We start from the raw sequence: 20,577 nt of genomic DNA on the forward strand, positions 1-20,577 counted from the left end.
TACGGGTCTACCACTCAAATCGTCTGGATGTGCTGGAAGCATTAATGGAGTTTATCGTCGAGCGCGAGCATTCTGCCGATCCCTTTGAGCCAGAAATGGTGCTGGTGCAAAGCACCGGTATGGCTCAGTGGCTGCAAATGTCCCTGGCGCAAAAATTCGGTATTGCGGCAAATATCGAGTTCCCGCTTCCGGCGAGTTTTATCTGGGAGATGTTTGTCCGCGTTCTGCCTGACATCCCCAAAAAAAGCGAATTCAATAAGCAAAGCATGAGCTGGAAGCTAATGTCGCTGCTGCCGGATATGCTGGCGAGCGATGCGTTCGCCATGCTGCGCCACTATCTGAGCGATGATACCGACAAACGTAAACTGTTCCAGCTGGCCTCGCGGACGGCGGATCTGTATGACCAGTATCTGGTCTATCGCCCGGAATGGCTGACGTCCTGGGAAAAGGGTGAGCTGATTGACGGCCTGCCTGAGGCGCAAATCTGGCAGGCCCCGCTGTGGAAAGCGCTGGTGGAACACACCGAAAAACTGGGCCAGCCACAGTGGCACCGTGCCAACCTATACGAGCGGTTTATCTCAACCCTCGAAAAGGCCTCTGAACCGCCTGCCGGGTTACCGTCGCGCGTCTTTATATGCGGGATTTCCGCTCTGCCACCTGTTTACCTGAGCGCGTTAAAAGCCCTGGGTAAGCATGTCGATATCCACATTCTGTTCACCAACCCGTGTCGCCATTACTGGGGGATATTCAGGACCCTAAATGGCTCGCTCGTCTTGTTGCTCGCCAACGGCGGCGGATCTTTGAAGAGCGCGCGATCCCGCTCTTCAAAGACAGCGACAATGCCGCGCAGCTCTTTGATGAAGAAGGCATTCAAAACTTACCGAATCCGCTGCTGGCCTCCTGGGGAAAACTGGGGCGTGACTACATTCACATGCTGTCCGATATCACCTCGTCCGGAGAAGGCGATGTGGATGCCTTTGCGGAGATCACTCCTGACAGCCTGCTGCATAACGTGCAACTGGATATTCTCGATCTGGAGAACCGCGCCATCGCGGGGATCACCGCCGAAGAGTTTGCCCGCAGCGATAAGAAGCGAAAACTGGATCCAGAGGATCGCAGCGTTACCGTACATGTGTGCCACAGCCCGCAGCGCGAAGTTGAAGTGCTTCATGACAAGCTGCTGGCGATGTTGCAGGACGATCCTGAACTGACGCCGCGCGATATTGTGGTCATGGTCGCGGATATCGACAGCTACAGCCCGTTTATTCAGGCGGTGTTTGGTAGCGCCACCGGCGAGCGATATCTGCCTTATGCCGTTTCCGACCGCCGGGCGCGCCAGTCGCATCCGGCTTTGCAGGCGTTTATCAGCCTGCTTGCTCTGCCCGATAGCCGCTTTATTTCGGAAGACGTACTGGCGCTGCTGGATGTTCCGGTGCTGGCCGCTCGCTTCGACATCGACGAAGAGGGGCTGCGCTATCTGCGCCAGTGGGTCAATGAATCGGGCGTTCGCTGGGGGATTGACGATGATAACGTCCAGGAGTTCGAGCTCCCGCCGACGGGGCAACACACCTGGCAGTTCGGCCTGACGCGTATGCTGCTGGGCTATGCAATGGAGAGCCATCAGGGGGAGTGGAATGAGGTCCTGCCTTACGATGAATCCTCAGGGCTGATTGCCGAACTGGTCGGCCATCTGGCTTCACTGTTAATGCAGCTTAATCGCTGGCGGCGCGAACTGATGCAGTCCCGCACTCTGGATGAATGGCAGCCACTGTGCCGGGAAATGTTGAATGATTTCTTCCTGCCCGACACGGACACCGAAGCGGCGATGGCGCTTATCGAACAGCAGTGGCAGGCCATTATCGACGAAGGTATTTCATCTCATTATGGCGAGGCTATTCCGCTCTCCTTGCTACGCGATGAACTGACGCAGCGCCTGGATCAGGAACGTATTAGCCAGCGCTTCCTTGCTGGTCCCGTCAATATTTGTACGCTGATGCCAATGCGTTCGATTCCGTTCAAAGTCGTTTGCCTGCTCGGAATGAACGATGGTATCTATCCGCGTGCTTTGGCGCCGCTGGGCTTTGATCTGATGAGCCAGCAGCCGAAGCGTGGTGACCGTAGCCGACGTGACGATGACCGTTACCTCTTCCTCGAGGCGTTGATTTCGGCCCAGCAAAAGCTCTATATCAGCTATATCGGGCATTCCATTCAGGATAACAGCGAGCGCTTCCCGTCAGTACTGGTGCAGGAACTGGTCGATTACATTGGGCAAAGCCACTATCTACCGGGTGATGAGGCGCTTAATTGCGACGAAAGCGAACAGCGGGTAAAAGCTCACATCACCTGTCTCCACACCCGCATGCCGTTCGATCCGGCTAACTACGTCGATAACGAACAGCAAAGCTATGCCCGCGAATGGCTGCCCGCTGCGAGGAAAGAGGGGCAAGCCCATACGGATTTCATTCAGGAGCTTGAGCCTCGTTTGCTTGAGACGCTCACTTTTGAGCAGTTGCAACGGTTTTGGGCGCACCCGGTACGCGCGTTTTTCCAGCAGCGGTTGCAGGTGAATTTCCGCTCCGAAGAGAGCGAGATCCCTGATGCAGAACCTTTCACCCTCAATGGATTAAGCCGCTATCAGCTGAATCAACAGCTGCTTAATGCGCTGGTTGAAGAGGAAAATGCACAAACGCTGTTTCGTCGCTATCGGGCCGCAGGCCAGCTCCCGTATGGCGCCTTCGGGGAGATCGCCTGGGATATGCAGTGTCAGGAGATGCAGGCTCTGGCCGACCGCGTCATTGAATTCCGTCAGCCGGGAAAAAGCCTTGAAATCGATCTGACCTGCAACGGTATTCAGCTCACGGGCTGGCTACAGCAGGTGCAGCCGGACGGGCTACTGCGCTGGCGTCCTGCCATGCTCAGTGTGTCACAAGGTTTGCAACTCTGGCTCGAACATCTTGTCTACTGTGCGGGCGGTAACGAAGGTGAAAGCCGTTTATTCGTCCGTAAAGACGGCGAATGGCGCTTCCCACCAATGGCGTCCGATCAGGCTCTGGCCTGTCTCGAACCCTATATCGAGGGCTATCGCCAGGGGATGAATAAGCCGCTGCTGTTGCTGCCAGAAAGTGGGGGGCGTGGATAAAAGCCTGTTACGACGCGCAGAATGATGCCATGTTAACGGATGACGCCTCGCTGCAAAAAGCGCGCAGCAAGTTTTTACAGGCGTATGAAGGAAATATGATGGTGTGCGGAGAGGGTGATGATGTCTGGTATCAGCGGTTATGGAGAACCCTTGAGCCGGAGTATTTCGACGCCATTACACAAGAGGCTCAACGCTATCTGTTACCTTTGTTTAAATATAATCAGTCCTGATGATTGTATAAAAATTGCGCAGGAGAAAGCGTTCATTTATTATGCCCATCTTGTCACGGACTGATGTACCAACATAAAAAGATGCTGGCGTGCCCAGCACGCAAATTGTTAATGATGTAGCCGTGATGAAGAGGTAGTGAATGCCAGGCAGCACCTTGTTAAAAGCGTTTGTTTTGTTTGTCGCCCTCTGGGCACCCCTCACTCAGGCAGATACCGGTTGGCAGCCCGTTCAGGAAAAAATCCATAAGAGCGAAAAAGACATCCGCCAGTATCAGGCTATTCGTCTTGATAACGGGATGACCGTGCTGCTGGTCTCCGATCCGCAGGCGATTAAATCGCTCTCTGCGCTGGTCGTACCCGTCGGCTCGCTGGAAGACCCCGATTCGCATCCAGGTCTTGCCCATTACCTTGAACACATGACGCTGATGGGGTCTAAAAAATATCCGCAGCCGGATAGCCTCTCTGAATTCCTCAAAATGCACGGTGGCAGCCACAATGCCAGCACGGCACCTTATCGCACTGCGTTCTATCTTGAAGTCGAAAACGATGCGCTGGAAGGGGCGGTTGACCGTCTCGCCGATGCTATCGCGTCGCCTTTACTGGATAAAAAGTATGCCGATCGCGAGCGTAACGCCGTCAATGCCGAACTGACCATGGCGCGCACGCGAGACGGTATGCGCATGGCGCAGGTCAGTGCCGAAACAATTAACCCGGCGCACCCAGGCTCGCGTTTTTCAGGGGGTAACCTGGAAACCCTGAGCGATAAACCCGGCAGCCCGGTTCTCGATGCCTTACACGCCTTTCGTGATAAATACTATTCCGCCAATCTGATGAAAGCGGTGGTCTACAGCAACAAACCGCTGCCGGAGCTGGCGCGTCTTGCGGCACAAACCTATGGTCGTGTGCCGAATAAAAATATTGAAAAGCCGGAGATCACCACGCCAGTGGTCACGGATGAGCAAAAAGGGATCATCATTCACTATGTGCCTGCAATGCCGCGTAAAGTGCTGCGTGTCGAGTTCCGTATTGATAACAATACCGCACAGTTTCGCAGCAAAACGGATGAGCTCCTCACCTATCTGATCGGTAATCGCAGCCCGGGCACGCTCTCTGACTGGCTGCAGAAGCAGGGGCTGGTAGAGGGGATCCGCGCTGATTCCGATCCTGTCGTCAACGGCAACAGCGGTGTTCTCGCGATCTCGGCAACCCTGACCGACAAAGGCCTTGCGCACCGCGATCAAGTGGTTGCGGCGATCTTCAGCTATCTGTCGTTGCTGCGCGATAACGGTGTGGATAAAAGTTACTTTGACGAACTGGCCCACGTGCTGGATCTCGATTTCCGCTACCCGTCGATCACCCGCGATATGGACTATGTTGAATGGCTGGCTGACACCATGATTCGCGTTCCGGTGGAAAATACGCTGGATGCGGTGAACATTGCCGATCGTTATGACGCTGATGCCATCAAAGCGCGTCTGGCGATGATGACCCCGCAGAACGCCCGCATCTGGTATATCAGCCCGAAAGAGCCGCACAACAAAACTGCGTACTTTGTCGATGCGCCGTATCAGGTGAATAAAATCAGCGCGCAAACCTTCGCTGACTGGCAGAAAGAGTCCGGCCAGATTGCGTTGAAATTGCCTGAACTCAATCCGTACATTCCTGACGATTTCACGCTCATCAAGCCTGCAAAGGAATACCCGCATCCGGAACTGATCGTTAACGAACCGACGTTACGTGTGGTTTACACCCCAAGCCGCTATTTTGCCAGTGAGCCGAAAGCCGATGTCAGCGTGGTGCTGCGCAATCCGCAGGCCATGGACAGCGCCAAAAACCAGGTGATGTTTGCGCTCAATGACTATCTGGCGGGGATCGCCCTGGATCAGCTCAGCAATCAGGCGGCTGTCGGTGGGATCAGTTTCTCCACCAACGCCAACAACGGGCTAATGGTCAATGCTAACGGTTACACCCAGCGTTTACCGCAGCTTTTCCAGGCGCTGCTGGAGGGGTATTTCAGCTACACGGCGACCGAAGAGCAGCTGGAGCAGGCCAAATCCTGGTATGCGCAGATGATGGATTCGGCGGAAAAAGGCAAAGCCTTTGACCAGGCGATTATGCCTGTGCAGATGCTGTCGCAAATTCCGTACTTCCAGCGTGAAACGCGCCGCGCGTTGCTGCCGTCAATCACCCTGAAAGAGGTGATGGATTACCGGACGGCCCTGAAAACCCATTCGCGCCCCGAGTTTCTGGTTGTCGGCAACATGAGCGAAGATCAGGCTAAAACTCTCGCGCAGAATGTTCGCAAACAGCTGGGTGCCAACGGCAATGAGTGGTGCCGTAACCAGAATGTGCTGGTAGAAAAACAGCAGAATGTGATCTTTGAAAAGGCGGGGAGCAGCACGGACTCTGCGCTGGCCGCAGTATTTGTGCCGACCGGCTACGATGAGTATGCCAGCTCCGCCTACAGCGCGGTGCTGGGGCAGATCATCCAGCCGTGGTTCTACAATCAGTTGCGTACTGAAGAGCAGCTTGGCTATGCGGTGTTTGCATTCTCGATGAATGTGGGTCGCCAGTGGGGACTGGGCTTCTTGTTGCAGAGCAGCGATAAACAGCCCGCTTATCTTTGGCAGCGGTATCAGGCCTTTTTCCCACAGGCTGAAGAGAAACTGCGCAAAATGACGCCGGAAGAGTTTGCTCAAATTCAGCAGGCCGTGATCGCGCAGGTGCAGCAGGCTCCGCAAACCTTGGGCGAAGAAGCGTCTCAGCTCAGCAAAGATTTCGATCAGGGTAATATGACCTTTGATTCACGTGATAAAGTAGTGGCCGAGATAAAACTGCTGACGCCTCAAAAGGTTGCTGACTTCTTCCACCAGGCGGTGGTGAAGCCGCAAGGCATGGCATGCTTGTCTCAGGTTTCCGGCAGCCAGAACGGGAAAGTGGATTATGTGAATCCGCAGGGCTGGAAAGTCTGGGAGAGCGTCAGCGCACTGCAGAAATCGATGCCCTGGAGTAAGAAAGAATGACCGATACCGCTGAGTCCCTTGATCCCTTACGTTTGCCGCTACAGGGCGAACGATTGATTGAAGCCTCAGCGGGAACGGGAAAAACCTTCACCATTGCTGCCCTCTACCTGCGCCTTCTGTTAGGACTGGGCGGCAATGCTGCGTTTGGGCGCCCGCTCAGCGTGGAACAATTGCTGGTGGTGACCTTCACCGAAGCGGCGACCGCTGAGCTGCGGGGACGTATTCGTGCGAACATACACGAACTGCGCATCGCCTGCCTGCGCCAGACCACAGACAACCCACTTTACGCTCGCCTCCTTGAAGAGATCGCTGACAAACAGCAGGCCGCTCAATGGCTGCTTCTGGCCGAGCGTCAAATGGACGAAGCCGCCGTCTTTACCATTCACGGTTTTTGTCAGCGCATGCTGAGCCTGAATGCGTTTGAATCGGGCATGCTCTTTGAACAGCAACTCATTGAGGATGAATCGGAACTGCGCCACCGGGCGTGCGCGGACTTCTGGCGCCGCCATTGCTATCCGCTCCCGCGTGATATCGCCGAAGCGGTGCATGCCTTATGGAAAGGGCCGGAAGAACTTTTACGCGCTATCGAACGCTACCTGCAAGGCGAAGCACCGGCGATAAAATCCCCGCCGCCTGCGGATGAAACGCTGGCTGCACGGCACGAGAAAATTATTTCGCTGATAGCCGCCCTGAAGCAAAAATGGTGCGAGTCGGTTGCCGATATTGACGCTATTCTTGAAAATTCCGGCATTGACCGCCGCAAATTTAACCGTGGCAATCAGGCGAAATGGATCGAAAAAATCAGCGCCTGGGCGCAGGAGGAGACGCGCAGCTATCAGCTGCCCGATGCGCTGGAGAAATTTTCTCAGAGCTTCCTGGTGGAGCGCACCAAAGCTGACGGTATCGTCCCTGAACATCCGTTATTTGTCGCGATAGAAACGCTGCTGGCGCAGCCGCTGACCCTTAACGATCTGATGATCACCCGTGCGATGGCCGAGATCCGCGAAACCGTTGCGCGTGAAAAACGTCGTCGTGGCGAGCTGGGTTTCGACGATATGCTAAGCCGTCTGGATGCGGCACTCGGCAGTGAAAATGGCGACGCGCTGGCAGCGGCGATCCGCGCCCGCTTCCCGGTAGCAATGATCGATGAATTCCAGGATACCGACCCGCAACAATACCGTATATTTCGCCGTATCTGGCGCAGACAGCCCGAAACGGCACTGTTACTGATTGGTGATCCTAAACAGGCCATCTACGCCTTTCGCGGCGCGGATATCTTCACCTACATGAAAGCCCGCGGAGAGGTCGAAGCGCACTATACGCTGGACACCAACTGGCGTTCCGCGCCGGGAATGGTGGCGAGCGTAAATACGCTTTTTGAGCGTATGGATGCGGCTTTCATGTTCAAGGAAATTCCGTTTTCGCCCGTTAAGTCGGCTGAGAAAAACAGCGCACTGCGCTTTGAGCTCCGTGGCGACGTTCAGCCTGCGATGAACTTTTGGCTGATGGACGGCGAAGGCTGTGGCGTCAGTGATTATCAGAACGTGATGGCGCAGCAGTGCGCGGCGCAGATCCGCGACTGGCTCAGCGCCGGTGCGCAGGGCGAAGCGCTACTGTGGAAAGGTAACACCGCTAAAGCGGTCAGCGCCTCGGACATTACCGTGCTGGTGCGCAGTCGTCAGGAGGCGTCGCTGGTGCGCGATGCCCTCACGCTGCTCGCGATCCCTTCTGTTTACCTCTCTAATCGCGACAGCGTGTTTGAAACGCTCGAAGCGCAGGAGATGCTATGGCTGTTGCAGGCCGTGCTGACGCCTGAGCGGGAGAGTACGTTGCGCAGTGCACTGGCAAGCTCAATGCTCGGTCTTAACGCGCGTGATATTGATGCGCTGAATAACGACGAAAGCGCATGGGATGCGGTGGTTGAGGAGTTTGCGCATTATCGTGAGCGCTGGCAAAAACGCGGCGTCATGGCGATGCTGCGCGAACTGATGGCTCAGCGTCATGTCGCTGAAAATATGCTGGCGACCGCAGGCGGTGAACGCCGCCTGACCGACATTTTGCACATCAGCGAGCTTTTACAGGAAGCGGGATCGCAGCTTGAGAGCGAACATGCGCTGGTGCGTTGGCTGTCGCAGCATATCGCCGATCCTAACAGCAATGCGGCCAGTCAGCAGATGCGTCTCGAAAGCGACAAACATCTGGTAAAAATCGTGACGATCCACAAATCAAAAGGGCTGGAATATCCGCTGGTTTGTCTGCCGTTTATCGCCAACTATCGTGCGCAGGATCAGGCGTTCTATCACGATCGCGTGTCGTTTGAGCCGGTGCTCGATCTCAGCAAAGCCGATTCTAGTATTGAGCTTGCCGAGGCGGAGCGTCTGGCGGAAGATTTACGCCTGCTGTATGTCGCCCTGACGCGCTCCGTCTGGCATTGCAGCCTGGGCATTGCGCCGCTGTTCCGCCGTCGCGGCGAGAAGGCGGGGGAGAGCGATTTCCATCAAAGTGCGCTCGGGAGGCTGATTCAAAAAGGTGAGCCCAAAGATGCCGCCGGGCTGCGCCAGTGTCTCGACGCGTTATGTGATGAAAATATTGCCCTGCAGATCCCCGGTCAGCCCGATCTTTCCCGCTGGCAGATGCCAGAGCCATCGGTGCCCGATTTAGGCGCGCGGCAGATTACGCGTGCGCTGATGGACGACTGGCGAGTCACCAGCTATTCCGGTCTCCAGCAGCACGGACAAAACATTGCGCAGGATCTGATGCCTAAACTCGACGTAGATGCGTCGGGCGTGGGTGAGGTTGCGGCAGAACCCGAGCTTACACCGCATCAGTTCCCGCGCGGTGCGTCGCCAGGCACGTTTTTACATAGCCTGTTTGAAACGCTCGATTTTACGCAGCCGGTGTCGCCGGAGTGGGTGCTGGAGATGCTGCAAAAAGGCGGGTACGACGCTCAGTGGCAGCCGGTACTTACCGCGTGGATCACGGCGATTTTAGAGGCGCCGCTTAATGATTCGGGGATCTCCCTAAGCCAACTCACGGCAAAAGAAAAACAGGTTGAGATGGAGTTCTATCTCCCGATTGCCGGGCCGCTGACAGCGAACGCACTGGATGCGATTATTCGCGAGCACGATCCGTTGTCGAAGAACAGCCCGGCGCTCAATTTCCGCCAGGTGAGCGGGATGCTGAAAGGCTTTATCGATTTGGTGTTCCGCCATGAGGGGCGCTACTACCTGTTGGATTACAAATCCAACTGGCTGGGCGAAAACAGCGAGGCCTATACCCGCCAGGCAATGGCCGCCGCAATGCAGTCGCACCGCTATGATTTGCAGTATCAACTCTATACCCTGGCGCTGCACCGCTACCTGCGCCACCGCATCGCGGATTACAACTATGAAGACCATTTCGGCGGTGTGATTTATCTGTTTTTACGTGGCGTTGACGCCCGGGATCCGCAGTCGGGGATATTTACCACGCGCCCGGATCCGTTGTTGGTTGATAAAATGGACAGACTGTTTGCCGCGAGCACGGAAGAGGTGGCCCAATGACTATGAAAGATCGGTTACTTGAGGCGGTAGAGCAGCGTGCGCTGCGCCCTCTGGACGCGCAGTTTGCCATGATGGTGGCTTATAACGATGCTGCGGTCATGCTGGCCGCCGCGATCCTCAGCAAAGATGCCGGTGAAGGCCATGTGTGCTTGCCCCTGTCACGCCTGGTACCGGATGAGAAAATGCCCGCTCCGCTGCAGGCCTGTTTCGCGCTCCTCGGCGAAACGACGGACTGGCAAGACGTGCTACTGCGCTCTGACGCCGTCAGTCACGGTGATATCCCGACGCCCTTAATTCTTTGTCATGACCGGCTCTATCTCAATCGCATGTGGCGTAACGAGCTGGCGATTGCGCATTTCTTTAATGATTCTAATCAGCCGCTGCCCTATGACGATAGGGCATTGATTCAAACCCTGAATGACCTGTTCGGTGACTCAGAAACGATGAACTGGCAAAAAGTGGCGGCGGCGGTAGCCCTGACGCGGCGCATTTCGGTGATTTCTGGCGGGCCAGGGACGGGGAAAACCACCACCGTGGCAAAACTGCTGGCGGCGCTGATTCAGATGGCGGGCGAGCAGAAATGCCGTATCCGGCTGGCTGCTCCCACGGGCAAAGCGGCGGCAAGATTGACGGAATCACTGGGCAGCACGCTGCAAAAACTGCCGCTGAATGATGCCCAGCGCAAGCTGTTCCCGAATGAGGCCAGCACTTTGCACCGCCTGCTTGGCGCCCAGCCGGGCAGCCAGCGTCTGCGCTATCATGCAGGGAATCCGCTGCACCTGGATGTGCTGGTGGTCGACGAAGCTTCGATGATCGACTTGACGATGATGTCGCGCCTGATCGACGCGCTACCGCCGCACGCTCGTGTGATTTTCCTGGGCGATCGCGATCAGCTGGCCTCGGTTGAGGCGGGAGCCGTGCTGGGGGATATCTGCAATTATGCCAGCGCAGGCTATACCCTCACGCGCGCGCAGGAGCTGTCGCACCTGACCGGCTGCCCGATAGAAGGGCACACAGAAGAACGGGCGGGCGCCTTGCGCGACAGCCTGTGCCTGTTGCAAAAAAGCTACCGTTTTGGCAGCGATTCCGGTATCGGCCAGCTCGCCGCCGCCGTTAACCGCGGCGATCGTGCGGCCATCAGAACGGTATTTAACGGCACATTTGACGACATTGAGAAAAAGCCACTCCAGACGGGCGAAGAGTATCTCGCCATGCTCGAGGATGCATTGCAGGGTTATCAGCGTTTCCTTCTGAGCGTGCAGCAGCAAGATGCACCCGAAGCTGTGATTGCGGCCTTCGGTGAGTATCAGCTTTTGTGCGCGCTGCGCGAAGGGCCGTTTGGCGTCACCGGGCTGAATGAACGGCTGGAGCTGGCGTTAGCGCAGAAGCGGAAAATCTTCCGCCAGCCGCATTCCCGCTGGTATGAGGGGCGCCCGGTGATGATCTCCCGTAACGACAGCGCTCTTGGGCTGTTTAACGGTGATATCGGCATTGCGCTCGATCGCGGCCAGGGGTTGCGCGTCTGGTTCCAGATGCCGGATGGTACAGTGAAATCAGTGCAGCCAAGCCGTCTGCCGGAACACGAAACGGCGTGGGCGATGACGGTGCACAAATCGCAGGGTTCGGAATTTGATCACGCGGTGCTGATTCTGCCCGCGCAAATGTCGCCGGTAGTGACGCGCGAGCTGGTGTATACCGCCATCACCCGCGCGCGGAAAAGGCTGTCGCTGTATGCCGACGAGCGTGTGCTGGCGCAAGCCGTGACGACGCGTACCGAGCGGCGAAGCGGGTTAAGCGCGGTGTTTGAATCTGCCTGATTGTTTGGCTCCCTCTCTGTTCGGGAGAGGGAAGCGCATGGCCTGTAGGGTTAACTCAAGTCCGCCATCAGCACTTTCGAACGTCGCTGATAGTTGTACATCTCTTTTTTACTCTCCGGCAGCAAATCAATATCGACCGGTGTAAAGCCGCGTTCCTGGAACCAGTGAATGCTGCGGGTGGTCAGGACAAATAATTTATTCAGGCCGATCTGACGTGCCTGGGCGGCGACCCGCTCAAGCAGCACTTCGCCGCGCGAGGAACTGCGGTAATCTGGATGCACTGCCACGCAGGCCATCTCACCGATTTTCTCTTCCGGGAAGGGATAGAGCGCCGCGCAGGCGATAGTCAGGTTGTCGCGCTGGATGATGGTGAACTTGTCGATCTCCATCTCCAGTTGCTCGCGGGAGCGACGGACCAGAATCCCTTGCTGCTCCAGCGGCCGAATAAGCTCCAGAATCCCGCCAATATCGTTGATCGTGGCGCGACGAATCTGTTCCGCACTCTCCATCACAATCTGCGTACCAATACCGTCGCGCGAGAACAGTTCCTGCAACAGGGCACCGTCTTCCTGATAACTGATCAGGTGGCTGCGACGCACGCCGCTGCGACAGGCTTTGACCGCCCCGCGCAGGAAACGCACGGTGCCGGAGTGGTAATCGCCTTCTGCTTCCAGCGCTTCGACGCGCGCCTGGGCTTCGTTCGGGAAAAGCTCCGAGACGATATCCCCTTGTTCGTTAAACACGCCCTGCGAGGAGCAGAAACCGATCATTTTCTCGGCTTTGAGTTTGATCGCCAGTTGCGTTGCCACCTCTTCGGAGGTGAGGTTAAAACTTTCGCCCGTCACGGAGACGGCAACTGGTCCCATCAGCACAATCGCGCCGTTATCGAGCTGGCGATGAATCGCCTCTTCGTCGATACGACGGATACGCCCGCTGTGGCAATAATCCACGCCATCATCCACGCCCAACGGCTGGGAAATAATAAAATTGCCGCTGACCACGTTGATATGCGCGCCCTGAAGCGGCGTATTGTTGAGGCTCATCGACAGACGCGCAGTGATATCGAGCTGCAAAAGCCCGGCTGCTTGCTTAACCAGCTCCAGGGTTTTGGCGTCAGTCACGCGGGTGTGCTTGTGATAAATCGGCTCGTGGTGGTGGGCCGCCAGATTGGCGTCGATCTGGGGACGCGCGCCGTAGACGACCACCAGGCGAATGCCGAGGCTGTGCAGCAGGCCGATGTCATTGACAATACTGGAAAAGTTCTCATGCTCAATGGCTTCGCCACCCAGCATGATGACAAACGTTTTTCCCCGATGGGTATTGATGTAGGGAACAGAATGGCGGAATCCCTGGACCAGTTCGGTTCTACGTTCCTTTACCACGGCACAACCCCTCAGTGAATGTTTATTCGTATTTTCTGTATTTTTATTCGATTATTGCCGCGCGCGCAACCCTAAATTCAGTGCAAACCAGAGAAAAAATTAAGTGATGCGTGCCTTACTGCATGATTGTTTACCCTTTTATAGATGACAGGTTATGCATCATTCGCTAAAGTTTTCGGTCAATTTGGACGTTTTGTAGATAAATTCGTTTTCTTGCTCGGGAGAAGCATGTCGGGATCCAAATCAACAATAAGCCGCCGCCGCTTGTTACAAGGGGCCGGGGCGATGTGGTTGCTGAGCGTCAGCCAGGTTGCATTCGCCGCCATCAGTCAGGTGGTGGCGGTGCGTGTCTGGCCGTCTTCGACCTATACGCGCGTGACGGTAGAGTCTAATCAGGTACTGAAATACAAACAGTTTGCATTGAGCAATCCTGAGCGTGTGGTGGTGGATATCGAGGGCGTGAATCTGAACTCGGTGCTGAAAGGCATGGGAGCGCAGATCCGTGGCGATGATCCTTACATTAAATCTGCCCGCGTCGGCCAGTTTGATCCGCAAACCGTGCGCATGGTGTTCGAGCTGAAGCAGAACGTTAAACCGCAGCTGTTTGCCCTGGCACCGGTGGCCGGTTTTAAGGAGCGTCTGGTGATGGATCTCTATCCGGCTAATGCGACGGACATTCAGGATCCACTCCTCGCCTTGCTGGAAGATTACAACAAAGGCGATCTTGAGAGGCAGGTTCCTCCTGCGCAGAGTGGCCCGCAGCCGGGTAAAGCGGGGCGCGATCGCCCGATTGTGATCATGCTCGATCCGGGCCACGGCGGAGAAGACTCCGGAGCGGTCGGGAAATATCGAACGCGTGAAAAAGACGTGGTGTTGCAGATTGGCCGCCGTCTGAAGGCGTTGATCGATAAAGAGGGCAACATGCGGGCGTACATGACGCGTAATGAAGATGTGTTCATTCCGCTGAAAGTGCGCGTGGCGAAAGCGCAGAAACAGCGCGCTGACCTGTTTGTTTCTATTCACGCCGATGCCTTTACCAGCAGACAGCCGAGCGGTTCGTCGGTCTTTGCCCTGTCGACCAAAGGGGCGACCAGTACCGCGGCGCGACTGCTGGCGGATTCCCAGAACGCCTCTGACCTTATTGGTGGGGTGAGCAAGAGTGGCGATCGCTATGTCGATCACACGATGTTCGACATGGTGCAGTCGCTCACCATCACCGACAGCCTGAAATTTGGTAAAGCGGTGCTGAGTAAACTCGGGAATGTGAACAAGCTGCATAAAAACAGCGTTGAGCAGGCGGGCTTTGCGGTGCTGAAGGCGCCGGATATCCCGTCGATTCTGGTCGAAACGGCGTTTATCAGTAACGTCGAAGAGGAGCGTAAGCTCAAGACCGCGAAATTCCAGCAGGAAGTGGCAGAGTCGATTCTGGCGGGGATTAAGGCGTATTTCTCGGATGGCGCGACGCTGGCCAGAAGAGGATAGATGTTATGAGCCGGGTTCACGCCCGGCAAATCCACAAACGGCAGATACAAAAAAACACCCTTGAGGGTGTCTATTGTTTTTCGAAGAGTTGGTTGCGGGGGCCAGATTTGAACTGACGACCTTCGGGTTATGAGCCCGACGAGCTACCGGGCTGCTCCACCCCGCGTCCGTCTTTCTTCTATTTTACGTACTACTGCTTAAAACTTGATTGGTTGCGGGGGCCGGATTTGAACCGACGACCTTCGGGTTATGAGCCCGACGAGCTACCAGGCTGCTCCACCCCGCGTCCGTCTTTCTACTGAGCAAAAACATCGTAGAAATTTACTGCATCAAATTTTAATTGGTTGCGGGGGCCAGATTTGAACTGACGACCTTCGGGTTATGAGCCCGACGAGCTACCAGGCTGCTCCACCCCGCGTCCGTGGATGCGCACTATACTCGGATAGGTTTTTGATGCAACCCTTTTTCTCATAAATACCAAAATTAGTATGTAAAATGAACGACATCGCCCTGTTCGGACGATTAATGCGCAAATCCTGCCTCAGGATGCGCTATCAGATTTCAATAGCCTGAGGGGTTTGTTATCTTCTTTATAGAGACTCAGGGCAACTTTAAGACGAGATATAATGAAAGGACGATGGGCGAAGTATCTGATGACGGGCGCAATGGTAGCGATTCTTGCGGCCTGCTCCTCTAAACCGACCGATCGCGGTCAGCAATATAAAGACGGGAAATTCACCCAGCCTTTCTCTTTAGTTAACCAGCCGGATGCCGTGGGTGCGCCGATCAACGCGGGTGACTTCGCTGAGCAGGTCAGCCAGATCCGCACCGCGTCACCGCGTCTGTATGGCTCGCAGAACAGCGTCTACAACGCCGTTCAGGACTGGCTGCGTGCAGGCGGGGATACGCGCACCATGCGCCAGTACGGCATTGATGCCTGGCAGATGGAAGGGGCCGATAACTACGGTAACGTCCAGTTCACCGGTTACTACACGCCGGTGGTTCAGGCGCGACACACCCGTCAGGGCGAGTTCCAGTATCCTATTTACCGCATGCCGCCAAAACGTGGCCGCCTGCCGTCTCGCGCAGAGATCTATTCCGGTGCGCTGAATGAAACGTATGTGCTGGCCTACAGTAACTCGCTGATGGATAACTTCATCATGGATGTGCAGGGCAGCGGGTATATAGATTTTGGTGATGGTTCACCTCTCAACTTCTTTAGCTATTCCGGTAAAAATGGCCACGCCTATCGCAGTATCGGCAAAGTGCTGATCGATCGCGGGGAAGTTAAGAAAGAAGATATGTCGATGCAGGCTATTCGCGAGTGGGGCGAAAAGCACAGCGAAGCGGAAGTGCGTGAGCTGCTGGAGCAGAACCCGTCCTTCGTCTTCTTTAAACCGCAAAATTACGCACCGGTGAAAGGGGCCAGCGCGGTTCCGCTGATTGGACGTGCATCCGTGGCTTCCGATCGTTCTATTATTCCGCCGGGCACCACGCTGTTGGCAGAAGTGCCGACCCTGGACAACAACGGCAAATTCAGCGGTCAGTATGAATTACGCCTGATGGTGGCGCTGGATGTCGGTGGGGCCATTAAAGGCCAGCACTTCGATATTTATCAGGGCATTGGTGCGGATGCGGGCCATCGTGCGGGCTGGTATAACCATTATGGACGCGTATGGGTGCTCAAACCCGCAGCAAGTGCTGGCAACGTTTTCAGCGGCTGATTGTGGTAATCTAGCGCGTAATATTTACCGCCTTCTCCTGTGATGGAGAAGGGCAGGGTGAGGATAAAACCTCACCCTTTTTACATCCTGAGGTCTTATGTCTGCGTTAATCAGCGATGCCTGGCGTCAACGTTTTGGCGGTACGGCGCGTTTATATGGTGAAAAAGCCCTGCAACTGTTTGCGGATGCGCACGTCTGCGTGGTCGGTATTGGTGGAGTCGGCTCCTGGGCGGCCGAGGCGCTGGCGCGTACCGGTATTGGCGCGATTACCCTTATTGATATGGATGATGTGTGCGTCACCAACACCAACCGTCAGATCCACGCCCTGCGCGATAACGTTGGCCTGGCGAAAGCAGAAGTGATGGCAGAGCGCATCCGCCTGATTAACCCGGAATGTCGTGTCACGGTGATTGATGATTTCGTCACCGCCGATAATGTGGCGCAATACCTGGGCACCGGCTTTAGCTACGTGATTGACGCAATCGACAGCGTACGTCCGAAAGCGGCCCTGATTGCCTATTGCCGTCGCTACAAGATCCCATTAGTGACCACAGGCGGAGCGGGCGGTCAAATCGATCCGACGCAGATCCAGGTGACGGATCTGGCGAAAACCATTCAGGATCCGCTGGCGGCTAAACTGCGTGAAAGGCTGAAAAACGATTTTAACGTGGTGAAAAACAGTAAAGGTAAGCTGGGGGTAGACTGCGTGTTCTCAACTGAAGCGCTGGTCTATCCGCAGGCAGATGGCTCCGTCTGTGCCATGAAAAGCACCGCGGAAGGGCCGAAACGAATGGACTGCGCCTCAGGCTTTGGCGCGGCGACAATGGTCACCGCAACCTTTGGTTTTGTCGCTGTCTCTCACGCCCTGAAGAAAATGATGGCCAAAGCCAACCGTCAGGCCTGAACCTGACGGGCGGCGTTCAGCACCGCTTCGCTGAGTGCGGACAGGCCCTGGCTGCGTGAGGCGCTCAGTTGTCCGCGCAGCCCCAGCTCGTCAAACAGCGCCAACGGATCGCCATCCAGCAATTGCCGGGCGCTTTTGCCTTCCACGGCGGTGAGCAGCACTGCAAGTAAACCGCGCACGATACGCCCTTCGCTGTCGCCAAAGAAATGCAGCGTCTCCCCGGATGTCGTCACACCCAGCCAGACGCGATTTTCGCAGCCTGGAATTTCTTTCGCCTGCGCTTTTAACGCATCAGAAAGTGTGGGGAGTTGCTTGCCCAGTAAAATCAGCTGACGGTATTTATCTTCCCACTGGGTGAGCGGGAGGAACGTTTTTCTCAGCGTCTCTTCAGTGATCACGCTGCCGAAAGGGTGTCCGGCTAAGGATGAGCTCGTCATTAATCCACCAGGAGTTCAAGGGCGCGATCGACGGCCGCCACCAGGGCATGAACGTCGCTTTGCGTGTTGTAGGGGGCAAACGAGGCGCGCAGCGTGCCACTGACGCCGAGTGCCGCAAGCAGCGGCTGTGCACAGTGCTGTCCGGCGCGCAGGGCGATACCGTATCCAGCCAGCAGGGTCACCATATCGCTGTGGTGAACACAGGCAAAATCAAACGCCAGCAGGCTGGAATCCTGGACGCGGAACGAGCGGAATCCGGGACGTTTTTTTAACTCTTCTTCTGCAAGTGTGGCCAGCCCACGGCTCCAGCTTTCGGCTTGTTCGACGTCCGTCTCTGCAAGCCACTCCAGTGCGGCGCTCAGCCCTATCACGCCCGCCACGTTTGGCGTACCGGCTTCGAGGCGGTAAGGGATCTCCTGGGTTTTGAAACCGTCAAAGGTCACTTCGGTGATCATCTTTCCGCCGCCCAGCCACGGGGTCATTTGTGCCAGCAGTTCCGGTTTGCCATACAGCGCGCCGATCCCGGTTGGGCCATAAAGCTTGTGACCGGAAAAAGCGTAAAAGTCGATATCCAGTTTGCGGACATCAGCCGGGAAATGCACAACGCCCTGCGCGCCGTCGACCATCACAACCATGCCGTGGCGGTGTGCCATTTCAACGGCACGGGCCAGATCCGGGCAACCGCCGGTGACATTCGACATTTGCCCGAGGGCCAGAATTCGGCTGCGCGGGGTGATGAGCTCGGGTAAACGCCCGACATCGGGCAGTAAATCCGCGCCCAACGGCAGTTTTACGATCCGGGCGCTCGTTTGTTCCGCGACCATCAGCCACGGCACTAAATTGGCATGGTGCTCGGCCTCGCTCACGATAATCTCGTCGCCCGGTTGCAGGAGCGGACGAGCGTAGCACTGGGCGACCATATTGATTGCCTCGGTGGTGCCACGCGTCCAGACGATATTTTTACCGCTTTCGGCGTTGAGCAGACGCGCGACCTGATCGCGGGCGGCCTCGTAGCGCGCGGTCAAACGCTGCGCTTCGGCAAACTGGCTGCGATGCACATTCCCGGCACTCAGGCTGTAGAACTGATTTGTCGCGTCAATCACGGCCTGCGGCTTGAGCGCTGTGGCGGCACTGTCGAGATAAACACCGGCATCGGCCAGCGCCGGAAACTGTGCGCGAAAATGCGCAGGACTGAAAGCGTTCATGGAATTCCTCATATCAATATGGAGATCGTCGCGCAATTTCGGCGGCAGGGCAAGGTTGTTGATCGCTATCGGAATTGTCTGTTTGTCCTGGCAGGTCTTGAGAAGCAGGTTATGCTGAATAGTGTTAGGTGAATGTTTTAGCCTGTTTTAAAACTAGGATTGAATAGCATTAATTGCTAAAGGAGAAAATTATGAACAAGACTGCCGCAATCATTTCTGCCTGTGTATTTACTTTTGCCCTGAGCGCATGTTCTGGTAACAACTACGTGATGCATACCAATGATGGCCGAACTATCGTCTCTGACGGGAAGCCAAAAACCGATAATGAGACCGGGATGATCTCGTATAAAGATGCGAACGGGAACAAGCAGCAGATCAACCGTACTGACGTGAAAGAGATGGTTGAACTGGATAAGTAACAGATTTTAGACCAAAAAAAAGCACCGCAAATAGGCGGTGCTACATTAATCACTATGGACAGACAGGGTAAATGTACAGGAAGTGAAAAAAGGGTAGCTTCGCTACCGTGATCTGAATTGCAGACCAATTGCAAACACAACAACACAACATCACAACCGTAAGCCAAAAGCCCTTCAGAACACGCATTCCAAAAAAAGCTTTTCGTTCCGGCTCAGGAAGTGCCGCCACTATAGGTATTTGCTGGTAGTTCCTCAACGGACAAATTATAATGGCTCAGATAAAAAAAACTAATAGGTTAAACGTTGTTTCCTATGTGTTAAATACCTTTAACATCTAAGCCTAATACCCATGTCGAAGCGATTACCACCCCTAAATGCATTACGCGTTTTTGATGCTGCAGCACGCCATCTGAGCTTCACGCGCGCGGCCGATGAGCTTTTTGTGACGCAGGCCGCAGTAAGTCATCAAATCAAGTCTCTGGAGGATTTCCTGGGGCTTAAGCTGTTTCGCCGCCGCAACCGCTCCCTGCTTCTGACGGAAGAAGGGCAGAGCTATTTTCAGGATATCAAAGACATTTTTTCCCAGCTCACTGAGGCGACGCGCAAACTGCAGGCGCGAAGCGCTAAAGGTGCGCTGACGGTCAGTTTATTGCCCAGTTTTGCCATTCACTGGCTGGTGCCACGACTCTCTAGCTTTAACTCAGCTTATCCGGGAATCGACGTCAGGATCCAGGCGGTGGACCGTCAGGAAGACAAACTGGCGGACGATGTCGACGTCGCTATTTTTTACGGTCGCGGCAACTGGCCGGGCTTGCGTGTTGAAAAATTATACGCAGAATATCTCCTGCCGGTGTGCTCGCCGCTGCTGCTGACGGGCGACAAAGCGTTGAAAACGCCTGCCGATCTGGCGCAACATACACTTTTACATGATGCTTCTCGCCGCGACTGGCAAACTTATACCCGCCAGTTGGGTCTTAATCATATTAATGTGCAGCATGGCCCCATCTTTAGCCACAGCGCGATGGTGTTACAGGCTGCCATTCACGGACAGGGCGTGGCGTTGGCAAACAACGTGATGGCGCAGTCCGAAATTGAGGCAGGCCGCCTGGTCTGCCCGTTTAATGATGTTCTGGTCAGCAAGAATGCGTTTTATCTGGTTTGTCATGACAGTCAGGCAGAACTGGGTAAAATAGCCGCCTTCCGGCAGTGGATACTGGCGAAGGCGGCACATGAACAAGAAAAATTCCGCTTTCGTTATGAGTAATCATCTCTT

General features: G+C 55.6%; 12 protein-coding genes, 3 tRNA genes and 1 pseudogene. 10 read left to right on the forward strand and 6 right to left on the reverse strand.

What is annotated here, in order from left to right:
- Nucleotides 1–44: 44 nt before the first annotated feature.
- The 5 genes and pseudogenes from recC to recD all read left to right on the forward strand — a co-directional run bounded on the left by recC (nucleotide 45) and on the right by recD (nucleotide 11,751).
- Nucleotides 45–3,139 (forward strand): annotated as a pseudogene (recC, locus tag DAI21_RS09205) (exodeoxyribonuclease V subunit gamma).
- Nucleotides 3,140–3,168: 29 nt separating this feature from the next.
- The gene (locus DAI21_RS23215) at nucleotides 3,169–3,369 is read left to right on the forward strand and encodes a hypothetical protein (RefSeq protein WP_234419523.1); all 201 of its coding nucleotides are present in this window, start codon (nucleotides 3,169–3,171) and stop codon (nucleotides 3,367–3,369) included.
- Between the two features lie 140 nt (nucleotides 3,370–3,509).
- The gene (gene ptrA, locus DAI21_RS09210; protein ID WP_107702919.1) at nucleotides 3,510–6,392 is read left to right on the forward strand and encodes a pitrilysin; all 2,883 of its coding nucleotides are present in this window, start codon (nucleotides 3,510–3,512) and stop codon (nucleotides 6,390–6,392) included.
- Nucleotides 6,389–9,934 carry an exodeoxyribonuclease V subunit beta gene (recB, locus tag DAI21_RS09215; RefSeq protein WP_107702920.1) on the forward strand — a complete coding sequence of 1,182 codons (3,546 nt, stop codon included), beginning with the start codon at nucleotides 6,389–6,391 and terminating at the stop codon, nucleotides 9,932–9,934. The genes ptrA and recB overlap by 4 nt, the downstream gene beginning before the upstream one ends.
- Nucleotides 9,931–11,751 carry an exodeoxyribonuclease V subunit alpha gene (gene recD / locus DAI21_RS09220; protein ID WP_107702921.1) on the forward strand — a complete coding sequence of 607 codons (1,821 nt, stop codon included), beginning with the start codon at nucleotides 9,931–9,933 and terminating at the stop codon, nucleotides 11,749–11,751. The genes recB and recD overlap by 4 nt, the downstream gene beginning before the upstream one ends.
- Nucleotides 11,752–11,801: 50 nt before the next feature.
- On the opposite strand, the gene argA is transcribed toward recD, so the two are convergent.
- The gene (gene argA, locus DAI21_RS09225; protein ID WP_100779095.1) at nucleotides 11,802–13,133 is read right to left on the reverse strand and encodes an amino-acid N-acetyltransferase; all 1,332 of its coding nucleotides are present in this window, start codon (nucleotides 13,131–13,133) and stop codon (nucleotides 11,802–11,804) included.
- 228 nt (nucleotides 13,134–13,361) lie between these two features.
- On the opposite strand from argA, the gene amiC reads away from it, so the two are divergent.
- Nucleotides 13,362–14,615: an N-acetylmuramoyl-L-alanine amidase AmiC gene (gene amiC / locus DAI21_RS09230; RefSeq protein WP_107702922.1), complete on the forward strand. Its 1,254-nt coding sequence runs from the start codon at nucleotides 13,362–13,364 to the stop codon at nucleotides 14,613–14,615.
- An 89-nt stretch (nucleotides 14,616–14,704) separates the two neighbouring features.
- Here the strand turns inward: amiC and DAI21_RS09235 are convergent.
- From DAI21_RS09235 to DAI21_RS09245, 3 genes are all read right to left on the reverse strand, one after another.
- Nucleotides 14,705–14,781 (reverse strand) — tRNA-Met (locus tag DAI21_RS09235).
- A gap of 43 nt (nucleotides 14,782–14,824) precedes the next feature.
- Nucleotides 14,825–14,901, reverse strand: a tRNA-Met gene (locus DAI21_RS09240).
- A 55-nt stretch (nucleotides 14,902–14,956) separates the two neighbouring features.
- Nucleotides 14,957–15,033 (reverse strand) — tRNA-Met (locus tag DAI21_RS09245).
- Between the two features lie 208 nt (nucleotides 15,034–15,241).
- Between DAI21_RS09245 and mltA the strand changes: the two genes are divergently transcribed.
- Both mltA and tcdA read left to right on the forward strand, forming a co-directional pair.
- Nucleotides 15,242–16,339 carry a murein transglycosylase A gene (gene mltA, locus DAI21_RS09250; RefSeq protein WP_100779097.1) on the forward strand — a complete coding sequence of 366 codons (1,098 nt, stop codon included), beginning with the start codon at nucleotides 15,242–15,244 and terminating at the stop codon, nucleotides 16,337–16,339.
- Nucleotides 16,340–16,436: 97 nt separating this feature from the next.
- Nucleotides 16,437–17,243: a tRNA cyclic N6-threonylcarbamoyladenosine(37) synthase TcdA gene (tcdA, locus tag DAI21_RS09255; RefSeq protein ID WP_102104664.1), complete on the forward strand. Its 807-nt coding sequence runs from the start codon at nucleotides 16,437–16,439 to the stop codon at nucleotides 17,241–17,243.
- Here tcdA and csdE read toward each other — a convergent pair.
- Complete coding sequence (gene csdE / locus DAI21_RS09260) at nucleotides 17,234–17,680, reverse strand: cysteine desulfurase sulfur acceptor subunit CsdE (RefSeq protein WP_107702923.1); 447 nt, start codon at nucleotides 17,678–17,680, stop codon at nucleotides 17,234–17,236. The genes tcdA and csdE overlap by 10 nt on opposite strands.
- Nucleotides 17,680–18,885: a cysteine desulfurase CsdA gene (csdA, locus tag DAI21_RS09265; protein WP_107702924.1), complete on the reverse strand. Its 1,206-nt coding sequence runs from the start codon at nucleotides 18,883–18,885 to the stop codon at nucleotides 17,680–17,682. The genes csdE and csdA overlap by 1 nt, the downstream gene beginning before the upstream one ends.
- 191 nt (nucleotides 18,886–19,076) lie before the next feature.
- Here csdA and DAI21_RS09270 point away from each other — a divergent pair, with 191 nt between their 5' ends.
- Together DAI21_RS09270 and gcvA are read left to right on the forward strand one after the other, a co-directional pair.
- A complete protein-coding gene (locus DAI21_RS09270; protein ID WP_100779101.1) occupies nucleotides 19,077–19,304 on the forward strand; it encodes a YgdI/YgdR family lipoprotein in 228 nt (75 codons plus the stop codon).
- A gap of 349 nt (nucleotides 19,305–19,653) precedes the next feature.
- Nucleotides 19,654–20,568 carry a glycine cleavage system transcriptional regulator GcvA gene (gene gcvA / locus DAI21_RS09275; protein ID WP_095283191.1) on the forward strand — a complete coding sequence of 305 codons (915 nt, stop codon included), beginning with the start codon at nucleotides 19,654–19,656 and terminating at the stop codon, nucleotides 20,566–20,568.
- Nucleotides 20,569–20,577 lie beyond the last annotated feature (9 nt).

The sequence above is a fragment of the Lelliottia sp. WB101 genome (assembly GCF_003051885.1).
Taxonomy (GTDB): Bacteria; Pseudomonadota; Gammaproteobacteria; order Enterobacterales; family Enterobacteriaceae; genus Enterobacter; species Enterobacter nimipressuralis.

Excerpts from the sequence above, each read along its gene's own strand:
- DAI21_RS23215 (WP_234419523.1), top strand. The coding sequence starts at position 3,169 with ATGTTAACGGATGACGCCTCGCTGCAAAAAGCGCGCAGCAAGTTTTTA.
- ptrA (WP_107702919.1), top strand. The coding sequence starts at position 3,510 with ATGCCAGGCAGCACCTTGTTAAAAGCGTTTGTTTTGTTTGTCGCCCTC.
- recB (WP_107702920.1), top strand. The coding sequence starts at position 6,389 with ATGACCGATACCGCTGAGTCCCTTGATCCCTTACGTTTGCCGCTACAG.
- recD (WP_107702921.1), top strand. The coding sequence starts at position 9,931 with ATGACTATGAAAGATCGGTTACTTGAGGCGGTAGAGCAGCGTGCGCTG.
- amiC (WP_107702922.1), top strand. The coding sequence starts at position 13,362 with ATGTCGGGATCCAAATCAACAATAAGCCGCCGCCGCTTGTTACAAGGG.
- mltA (WP_100779097.1), top strand. The coding sequence starts at position 15,242 with ATGAAAGGACGATGGGCGAAGTATCTGATGACGGGCGCAATGGTAGCG.
- tcdA (WP_102104664.1), top strand. The coding sequence starts at position 16,437 with ATGTCTGCGTTAATCAGCGATGCCTGGCGTCAACGTTTTGGCGGTACG.
- csdE (WP_107702923.1), bottom strand. The coding sequence starts at position 17,680 with ATGACGAGCTCATCCTTAGCCGGACACCCTTTCGGCAGCGTGATCACT.
- csdA (WP_107702924.1), bottom strand. The coding sequence starts at position 18,885 with ATGAACGCTTTCAGTCCTGCGCATTTTCGCGCACAGTTTCCGGCGCTG.
- DAI21_RS09270 (WP_100779101.1), top strand. The coding sequence starts at position 19,077 with ATGAACAAGACTGCCGCAATCATTTCTGCCTGTGTATTTACTTTTGCC.
- gcvA (WP_095283191.1), top strand. The coding sequence starts at position 19,654 with ATGTCGAAGCGATTACCACCCCTAAATGCATTACGCGTTTTTGATGCT.